At 62.8% G+C, this 8,481-nt stretch carries 10 protein-coding genes; all 10 read right to left on the minus strand.

Annotated elements, in window-relative coordinates; genetic code table 11:
- A partial coding sequence (locus O7A61_RS29225) for an ATP-binding protein (RefSeq protein ID WP_337132722.1) occupies positions 1 to 333 on the minus strand: 333 nt, incomplete at its 3' end.
- A gap of 58 nt (positions 334 to 391) precedes the next feature.
- Positions 392 to 1,486, minus strand: a complete 1,095-nt coding sequence (gene ybgF, locus O7A61_RS29230) for a tol-pal system protein YbgF (protein ID WP_337132718.1) — start codon at positions 1,484 to 1,486, stop codon at positions 392 to 394.
- A gap of 179 nt (positions 1,487 to 1,665) precedes the next feature.
- Positions 1,666 to 2,172: a peptidoglycan-associated lipoprotein Pal gene (gene pal, locus O7A61_RS29235; RefSeq protein ID WP_027141800.1), complete on the minus strand. Its 507-nt coding sequence runs from the start codon at positions 2,170 to 2,172 to the stop codon at positions 1,666 to 1,668.
- Positions 2,173 to 2,420: 248 nt separating this feature from the next.
- On the minus strand, positions 2,421 to 3,731 hold the full coding sequence (gene tolB / locus O7A61_RS29240) for a Tol-Pal system beta propeller repeat protein TolB (RefSeq protein WP_337132719.1): 1,311 nt from the start codon (positions 3,729 to 3,731) through the stop codon (positions 2,421 to 2,423).
- 39 nt (positions 3,732 to 3,770) lie between these two features.
- A complete protein-coding gene (locus O7A61_RS29245; protein ID WP_337132720.1) occupies positions 3,771 to 4,928 on the minus strand; it encodes a TonB family protein in 1,158 nt (385 codons plus the stop codon).
- 7 nt (positions 4,929 to 4,935) lie between these two features.
- Positions 4,936 to 5,388: a protein TolR gene (gene tolR, locus O7A61_RS29250; protein ID WP_027141797.1), complete on the minus strand. Its 453-nt coding sequence runs from the start codon at positions 5,386 to 5,388 to the stop codon at positions 4,936 to 4,938.
- A gap of 11 nt (positions 5,389 to 5,399) precedes the next feature.
- Entirely contained in the window at positions 5,400 to 6,110 is a 711-nt protein-coding gene (gene tolQ, locus O7A61_RS29255) for a protein TolQ (protein ID WP_015315267.1), read from the minus strand.
- Between the two features lie 259 nt (positions 6,111 to 6,369).
- The gene (gene ybgC, locus O7A61_RS29260) at positions 6,370 to 6,840 is read right to left on the minus strand and encodes a tol-pal system-associated acyl-CoA thioesterase (RefSeq protein WP_140508965.1); all 471 of its coding nucleotides are present in this window, start codon (positions 6,838 to 6,840) and stop codon (positions 6,370 to 6,372) included.
- Positions 6,841 to 7,008: 168 nt separating this feature from the next.
- Positions 7,009 to 7,905 carry a metallophosphoesterase gene (locus O7A61_RS29265; RefSeq protein ID WP_027141795.1) on the minus strand — a complete coding sequence of 299 codons (897 nt, stop codon included), beginning with the start codon at positions 7,903 to 7,905 and terminating at the stop codon, positions 7,009 to 7,011.
- A 199-nt stretch (positions 7,906 to 8,104) separates the two neighbouring features.
- The coding region (locus O7A61_RS29270) for a Holliday junction DNA helicase RuvB C-terminal domain-containing protein (RefSeq protein ID WP_337132721.1) at positions 8,105 to 8,481 on the minus strand (377 nt) is incomplete at its 5' end.

Raw genomic sequence — 8,481 nt, forward strand, 5'->3', positions numbered from 1 at the left:
GCTGGCCAGCAGCCGGTAGCGCGCCTCGCGCGCCGCCGCCGGGAGGCCGGTCGACGGTTTTTCTCCGGACCAGGCCAGGATACGGTGGGCGATGCCGCGCTCCGCGCAAAGCTTCGCCACGGCCTGTGCCTCATCAGCCGAACCCTGCCGCAATCCGTGGTCGACGGTTACAGCCAGCAGCCTGGCGGACGGTGCGGTTCGGTCGAGATGCTGTTTGAGAAGAAGAAGGAGCGCAGTCGAGTCGCTGCCGCCCGATACGGCCGCAACAGCGCCGTTGGTAAAATCGATGTGCGAAAAAAGTCTCGTCGAAAAATCAGGCCCGGTGTCGAGCATCAATGCATGTCGCCAAAAAGCGGTCCCGGGTTTGGGACTACGACATCCCAGGGAAAGATCAGCACGCAGCCAGTGCCTTCTCCTGCTTGACGCGTTCCTTGAGTGTGCTGGAAATATCAGGATAGCGCTTGCCGACCTCGCTGAAGGTGGCGCAGGCGACGTCATGCTGCTTGAGGCCGACCAGCGACACGCCGAGCTTCAACAGCATGTCGGGCGCTTTCTTGGCCTTGGGATAGTCCTTGCTGGCGGCGAGGAAGACTTCCGCCGCATCGCGGTATTTCTGCTGGCCAAGCAGCGATTCCCCCAGCCAGTAATGTGCGTCCGCCGTCTTGGCGTCCTTGGGGAAGCGGGAGATGTGGTCGCGGAAACCCTGTTCGGCGGTGCCGTAGTCGCCCGACAGGATGAACTGGTAGGAGTTGCGGTAGAGCTCTTCGGGATTGTTGGTGGCGGGCAGCGCCGCGACCACCGTGCCGACGGACTTGCCGGCCTTTGAGGATGCGCCGTTGGCGGGTGCCGTGTCCTGTGCCGGTGCGGTTGCCTGCGTGTTGCCGCCGGCATCGATCACATTGCCATTCTTGTCGACGGTGATGGACCCAAAGGTCTTTTCGGGCGCTCCCTTGCCGGGGATCACCTTGCCGGGGTCGCCATCGGGTGATTCGACAATGACGTCCTCGACCGTCTTGCCGCTTGCGGATTGATCGCCGCCGGGCGCGGCGCCGGCATCAGCCGGCGCCTGGGTTGCCGGGGCCGAGGCCACATCGGTGTTGGTTCCGGTGGTGGCGTCTGATTTCTTCTGCGCCGGCGGTTGTCCACCTTGCGAGCCGCCTTCGAGCTGCTGGAAGCGGAACTCGTTGTCTTCCTGTTGTTTGCGGATCTGCTCCTGCATCTGCAGGATCTGGAAATTGAGTTCCTCGACCTTGCCGGTCAGCTGCCGCAGCTGGTCCTCGAGCCCTGTCACGCCGGCGCCGCTCGACTGCGCGAGCTGGACCTGATCCTGCTTTTTCTTCTCACCGAAAAGGCTGGGCAACTCAAGTGTCGGCAGATGGAAGGAAAAACCGCTCTCGGTTGATTGCCCCGAACCGCTCGCCAAAGCGGTTACGCCTGATAGGAGCAGCAGCGCAAGCGTGCCGCTCAGAACCGATCTCAAATGCATGTGCCTCTCGCCGTCCAATCGTTAGCTTGTTCGCGCCTTCCAATCGTTGTGAGACCAGCCAAGCGCCCTCGGCTCATAGCAGGGCGCGAGACTTCGGCCAAATTTTGTTTCGGGCTTCCGGATGTGAAAAAGGCGGCCCGGAGGCCGCCTTTCGCAGAAGTGTGTTGTATTTTTGCCGATCAGGAACCAGCGCCGCTGAGCGTGGTGACGGCGCGGCGGTTCTGCGACCAGCAGGAGATGTCATCGCATACCGCGACCGGACGTTCCTTGCCGTAGGAGATCGTCTTGAGGCGGCTGGCCGAAACGCCCTTGGAAACCAAGAAGTCGCGAGTAGCGGCGGCACGACGGGCACCGAGCGCCAGATTGTATTCGCGCGTGCCGCGTTCGTCGGCATGGCCTTCGACGACGATGGCATACTGCTTGTACTGGTTCAGCCACTGCGCCTGACGCGAAAGCGTCGTCTGCGCGTCGGCCCGGATCGAGGTCGAGTCCGTATCGAAGAAGATACGGTCGCCGATGTTGACGGTGAAATCCTGCGCCGAGCCGGGTGTTGCAGCACCCGCGCCATTGAGGCCAAGGTCAGCGGCGCTGTTGGGCGTCTTCTTCGAGGCGCAACCGGCGACGGCGAGCATCGCCACCAGCGCGATCATGACCGGGTTTCTGGTAAGTGCTGCGATACGGCCCATGCCGCCTCTCCTTCGTATTCGAGTGATCGTATTCGAGTGATTTCGTTGATCACCCAGTAACCACGTTTGGGTTAACCGGCATTCAAGAAACACGGTTAAAATTTGGTTTAAGCTGCCCGTCCGCAGCCGTGTTGTCATGAGCCACAGTTGGCGCGGACCCTAGGCGGAAATGCGGCCAAAACGCGACCAAGGCATGGAAAAAGGGCCGAAAATGGCCCCTTTCAGCTTGTGTGGCAATTCAGTCGAATCTATTCCAGCAACGGCGACCAGGCCGGATCCGAAGCAAAATTCGATGTCGGGATCGGCTGTTCGTTGCGGCCGGTGAGATCGACGGAAACCAGTTTCGGGCCGCCATTGGCGTCACGGAAGAACATCAGCACACGGCCGTTCGGGGCCCAGGTCGGGCCTTCCTGCTGGAAGCCGGATGACAGGATGCGCTCGCCAGAGCCGTCGGTCTTCATGACGCCGATCTGGAATTCGCCGCCGCTCTGCTTGGTGAAGGCGATGAGGTCGCCGCGCGGCGACCACACCGGCGTCGAATAGACGCCGTCGCCGAAGGAGATGCGGGTCTGGCCCGAGCCGTCGGCGCCCATGACGTAGATCTGCGCGCGACCACCACGGTCGGAGGTGAACACCACCTTGCTGCCGTCGGGCGAATAGGAGGGCGAGGTGTCGATGGCGGTCGAGTTGGTCAGCCGCGTCGTCGAACGGCTGCGCAGGTCCATGGCGAAGATGTTGGAATTGCCGTCGTCGCGCAGCAGGCTCATAATCACCTTCTGGCCGTCGGGCGAGAAGCGCGGCGCGAACGTCATGCCGGGAAAATTACCGACCAGTTCGCGCTGCCCGGTCTCGATCTGCAGGAGATAGACCCGCGGCTGGCCGCTTTCATAGGACATGTAGGTGATTTCCTGCCGGTTCGGCGAGAAGCGCGGCGTCAGCACGATCGACCGCCCGTCAGAGAGATAGCGGACGTTCGCACCGTCCTGGTCCATGATGGCGAGGCGCTTCTTGCGCGCGTTCTTGGCGCCGGACTCGTCGATGAAGACGACGCGCGTGTCGAAATAGCCCTTCTCCCCGGTCAGCCGCTCATAGATGGCATCGGCGATGATGTGGGCGACGCGGCGCTGATTGGCATCGTTGGCAAAGAACTGCTCGCCGGCCATCTGCTGTCCGGCAAAGGTGTCCCACAGCCGGTACTGGGCGCGGATACGGCCGTCGGCCTCCTTGCTGACGCTGCCAGTGACCAGCGCCTGCGCGTTGATTACCTTCCAGTCGTCGAAGCGGGGGGTTGCGTCCGGATTGGCGATCTTCTCGATGAAGGCGCTCTTGTCGATCGGCGCGAACAGGCCGGAGCGCTTCAGATCGGCGGTGACAATCTGGGAAATCTGGGCGCCAAGCGCATCACCGCCCTGGAAATCCGTGATGGCGATTGGCAGCGGCTCGACATTGCCCTTGTTGACGTTGAGTTCGACGAGCGCCAGCGCCGGCAGCGTGCCGACAGCGGTCATGCCCATCGCCATCGCGGCAATCATCAGGAGCGGCTTGAGGATTGATTTCATGTCTTCTCGCTTCTCATACTGATTTTCGGATGTCAGGGCCTACAGGCCGAGCATCTCCCTTGGATCGAAGGTGACCCGGATGTCGTTCCAGATATCTTGCTTGCCGGCGGGAACCTGCAGGCCGGCCATGTCGCATTTCTGAACCGCGCGCACCGCACTTTCATCGAACTGCCTGTTGCCGCTCGATGTTTCAACCGACGGGCGACCGTCGAGCTTGCCTGAGTTGTTCAGATTGAAACGGACGACGACGACGAAATTCTCCGACCCTTCAAGCCCGGCTGGCAAGGTCCAGCAACCGCCCAACTGGCTTTCCAGGGCGCCCTGCTCCGACTTCGACAGCTTCTGGCCTTGATCCTTGTCGCCACCGAGCGACGCCTGCTGGGTCGAGCGCTTGGCGCCGCCGCCGGACGGCTTCTGCTTGTCGAGCAGGGCCGAAATCTCATTGGCGTTGAACTGCTTGTCGTCGGACTTCGGCTTCGACGAGGCTTCCTTGACCGGCTTGTCGGCATCCTTGCGGTCAGGCGCCTTGGCGCTTTCGGCCTGTGCCGGCTGCGGCTTTGGCCGCGCTTCCGGCGCGGGCGCCGAATTCGGCAATTGGGTCTCGTCTGTGGGCGGGTCCTTGGCTATGGCCTCGGCGACGGCATCCGGCTTGACCTCAGGGGTCGGATCGATAGCAGCGGTCTTGTCCTGCGGCGGCGGTGTCGGCGCCGGCTTGGCCGGCGTCGGCTTGGGCTCCGTCTTCTTGACCGGCTCGGGCTTGACCTCTTCCTTGGGCGTCGGCGCTGGCGCCACTTCCGTCGCCGGAATGGGCTTGGGCTTTTCCTGCGGCTTCGGCACGTCCTCGGTCTTCGGGATTTCCTTCGGGGTCGGCGCTGGCGCCGGGGCCGACGTCGTGTCGACTGGTTTCGGCTTGGCTTCCGGCGTTATCGGCTTGTCGGTGTCGACGCTGTTTTCGCCCACCTTCTGCGCATCCGGCACGACGTCGGGACGCTGCGTCGGCAACGGCGCCGGCTTTTCATGCATCACGGCCTTCTTGTCGCCCTGTAGCGTCTGCGCAATGGCTTCCATCGGCACGATATCGACCGCAACCGACTCCACGTCGGCCGACGGAAGCGCGGCCGGCGCCGACAGGGTGAACAAGCCGAAGGCCAGCACCGCCGTGTGCAGGATCACCGATGTGGTGAGGCCGGTCCTCATCGTGCGTCTATTGATCCTGTTCCTGCAGTGAAACCAGGCCGATGTTCTTGTAACCAGCGGCCGAGATGCGAGCCATGACCTTCATGGCCGTGCCATAGTCGGTCGATTTGTCGCCACGGATGAAGATACGCTCTTCATAACCGGTCTTCGAGATCGCCTGCAGCTTGGCCACCAGTTCCTCGATCGGAATCTCGGTTTCCTGCAGGAAGATCTTGCCGGTCGCATCGATCGAGACGGTGATCGGCTGGGTGTCGGCATTCATCGCTTTGGCCTGCGTGTCCGGCAGGTCGATCGGCACGCCGACCGTCAGCATCGGCGCGGCGACCATGAAGATGATCAAAAGCACGAGCATGACGTCGACCATCGGCGTGACGTTGATCTCCGACATCAGCGCATGGTGGCGGCCGCGCCGCCGGTGGCCGCGCCCGCCGCGCCCTCCCATGCCTACGGACATACCCATCTCGTTACTCCTCAGGCCTTAGGCGCGACTTTTTCATCGATTTGGCGCGAGAGTATGGCGGAGAACTCGTCGGAGAACCCCTCCATGCGCACAGCGATCTTGCTCGCATCCGATGACAGCTTGTTATAGGCGATGACCGCCGGAATAGCGGCGAGCAGGCCGATGGCCGTCGCCAGCAGCGCTTCGGCGATACCGGGCGCGACCACCGCGAGGCTGGTGTTCTTGGAGCCGGCGATGGCCTGGAACGACGTCATGATGCCGATGACGGTGCCGAACAGGCCGATGAAAGGTGCTGCCGATCCGGTCGTGGCAAGGAAGCCGAGGCGTCCCTCCAGCTTCTCCATCTCGCGAGTCAGCGCCAGGTCCATGGCCTTGTCGATGCGGGTCTGCAGGCCGAGCGGCGACTTGGCGCCTTTCTCGAAACTCTTCTTCCATTCACGCATGGCGGCGACGAAAATGGCGCCCATGCCTGTCGTCTTGCGGTCGGCGAGCGTGCGGTAGAGTTCCTCCAGCGACTGCCCGGACCAGAAAACCTGCTCGAAGCGGTTCAGCGCCAGCCGCATGCGGCCATAGGCGACCAGCTTGTCGACGATGATCGCCCAGGTCCATACCGAGGCGCAAAGCAGCCCGATCATGACCAGCTTGACCACCCAGCTGGCCTGCATGAACAAGGCCCAAATCGACAATTGCGCGCCCGGTTCGGCGAGTGCGATATTTTCCATCGTTACGTCCTTAAGATTTTCCGGGCGAAGCTGGCGGCTGGCCCATGGCATCCCTTGTGGTCGGTTCGCACGAAGCTACCGGACACCCCAAACCGTGCCGTTAGCGGCCTTTTCGGGGCAAATATTGGTGAAAGGAAGGCGCTGGATAACGCCAATCTTCGCCAATCTCTTCATGAACCGTTATGGTTAAGGATGGGTTAGTCTATCAGGCGCGGCGCATTGCCGCGCCCGGGCATCGCAGGCCGGCATCACCTGAATATCAGCGTACCCGAGGCATGAAGGCCGCGACCCATTCCCTGGGGAAGCGCCTCGGCCGGCCGTTCTCGCCGATGATCGCCGCCTCGACCTTGGCCTCGACCAGCACCTCGTCGCCGCGCTTGAGCTGCTGCGCCATGAAGATGCGCGCGCCTGAGATGTCCCGCGTGCGGGTGTCGACGGTCAGTATGTCGTCGATGCGGGCGGGGATGCGGAAGTCGATCTCCATGCGGCGTACCACCCACACGATCTTCTCGCCATGCTTGCCGTCGGCGAGTTCGGTATGATGCACGCCGGTGAGCCTGAGATAATCGGAGCGGCCGCGCTCGAGGAATTCGAGATAGCGCGCGTGATAGACGACGCCCGAGAAATCGGTATCGGCATAATAGACCCGTGCCATCAGCCGGTGGCCGAACTCGGTCAGCGCGCCGGAAAGCCCAGCCAGCAATGCCGCGGATTCACCATGATCGCCCATTGCGCCTCCCTTTTGGATGCCGACGCGGCAGATATTTTTGGCGCATGAACCCGATGGCACTGTTGACGGCGCGGATCAAGACCCGTGCTGGCGTCGTCGAAGCGTTCAATTGCGAGAAGGCCGAGCCGGACGTGATGGACGCAATCCGAAGTTTGCCTGAAGTGCCGGTCAGCCGAGGTCGATCTGCAGGATTTCCGGACGCATGCCGAAACGGATGGGCAAATTGCTGAAGCCGAGCCCGCCCGAGACGATCAGGTTGCGGTCGTTCTCGATGACATGGCCATAGGCGTAGCGATTGCCGAACTGCGACGGCACGATAGGCGAATAGCCGAACAGCCGCACCTGCCCGCCATGGGTGTGTCCCGCTAGCGTCAGCGACACGCGCGACGGCACTTTTGGAAAGATGTCCGGTTCGTGCGCCAGCAGGATGACAGGCGCGGGGTCGCTGATTTTAGCCAGCGTGCCGTCGAGATCGTCCAATCGCCTGGGACGCTCGTGCTTCTTTTTCCGCAACAGCGCCAACTGATCGGCGAGGCCGGCGATCCATACGCCATGTCCGTCCTTTTCCAGACGCACGACGTCGTTCTCCAGAACCGGGATGCCGACCTTCTCCAATGCCTTGCGCGCGATCGTCGGACCAACTCCGGCACGCTGCGCGAAGCCGTCGGCCCACCAGTCGTGATTGCCAAGGATCGACAGCACGCCGAGCGGTGCCTTGAGGCCCGATAGGGCGCCAGCCCATTCCGGCGGCGTCACCCTTTGCGACAACAGGCGAATGCCGGCGATGTAGTCGCCGAGCAGCACGATCAGGTCCGGCTGCAGAGCATTCGCCTCTTCGGCAAGCGAAGCGATCCGCTCCGGCGTCATCCACGGCCGGCAGGCGTGGATGTCGGCAAGCGCGACGACGCGAAGCTTCAATCCGGCGGGCCAATGCGGTGGCGTGAGCGCATAGCGCTTCACATGCGTCAACAGCATCGGCTCGATGCCGACGGCGTAGGCACTGAACGAGGCGACCGACAGGAATGACCCGCCGATGAAGCGCAGGAACCCGCGTCTGGTTATCATTGAGTGACTCCGGCACCTCATTTCGGCATGCGCTGATGCCTGTCCCCCAAAAGCGATCTCGATTTGGGAGGACGACGTGCAAGAGGCAGCGAGCCCGATACAATCCAAGAATACGCCTGCAAGCCGGCGAAGATGAGGAGAATTTGCGCAGGTCCGTTCACTGATGCTTGATCGGCGGCGTGAAAAGCCGCGTCGGAAGCTACTCTTCCTGGAACAAATTGATCTGCTGCTGCGCCAGATCCTTCGGCGCATCGAGGCCGAGATGGCGCCAGGCATTGGCGGTCAGCATGCGTCCGCGCGGCGTGCGCTGGATGAAGCCCTGCTGGATCAGATAGGGTTCGATGATGTCCTCGATGGCGTCGCGCGGCTCGGACAGGCCCGCCGCGATCGTCTCGATACCCACCGGCCCGCCGCCGAAATTGCGCGCGATCATGCTGAGATAGCGGCGGTCGAGCGCGTCGAGGCCAAGCGCGTCGACTTCGAGCCGGGTCAAGGCTTCGTCGGCGATCAGGCGGTCGAAATGGCCGTCGCCGGCAACCGGGGCGAAATCGCGCACCCGCCGCAACAGCCGGCCGG

Origin of the sequence: Mesorhizobium sp. Cs1321R2N1, from assembly GCF_037179725.1 — a bacterium.
GTDB lineage: Bacteria > Pseudomonadota > Alphaproteobacteria > Rhizobiales > Rhizobiaceae > Mesorhizobium > Mesorhizobium salmacidum.

Bases quoted from the DNA above. Each gene is read 5' to 3' on its own strand.
- ybgF (WP_337132718.1), bottom strand. From the start codon at position 1,486: ATGCATTTGAGATCGGTTCTGAGCGGCACGCTTGCGCTGCTGCTCCTA.
- pal (WP_027141800.1), bottom strand. From the start codon at position 2,172: ATGGGCCGTATCGCAGCACTTACCAGAAACCCGGTCATGATCGCGCTG.
- tolB (WP_337132719.1), bottom strand. From the start codon at position 3,731: ATGAAATCAATCCTCAAGCCGCTCCTGATGATTGCCGCGATGGCGATG.
- O7A61_RS29245 (WP_337132720.1), bottom strand. From the start codon at position 4,928: ATGAGGACCGGCCTCACCACATCGGTGATCCTGCACACGGCGGTGCTG.
- tolR (WP_027141797.1), bottom strand. From the start codon at position 5,388: ATGGGTATGTCCGTAGGCATGGGAGGGCGCGGCGGGCGCGGCCACCGG.
- tolQ (WP_015315267.1), bottom strand. From the start codon at position 6,110: ATGGAAAATATCGCACTCGCCGAACCGGGCGCGCAATTGTCGATTTGG.
- ybgC (WP_140508965.1), bottom strand. From the start codon at position 6,840: ATGGGCGATCATGGTGAATCCGCGGCATTGCTGGCTGGGCTTTCCGGC.
- O7A61_RS29265 (WP_027141795.1), bottom strand. From the start codon at position 7,905: ATGATAACCAGACGCGGGTTCCTGCGCTTCATCGGCGGGTCATTCCTG.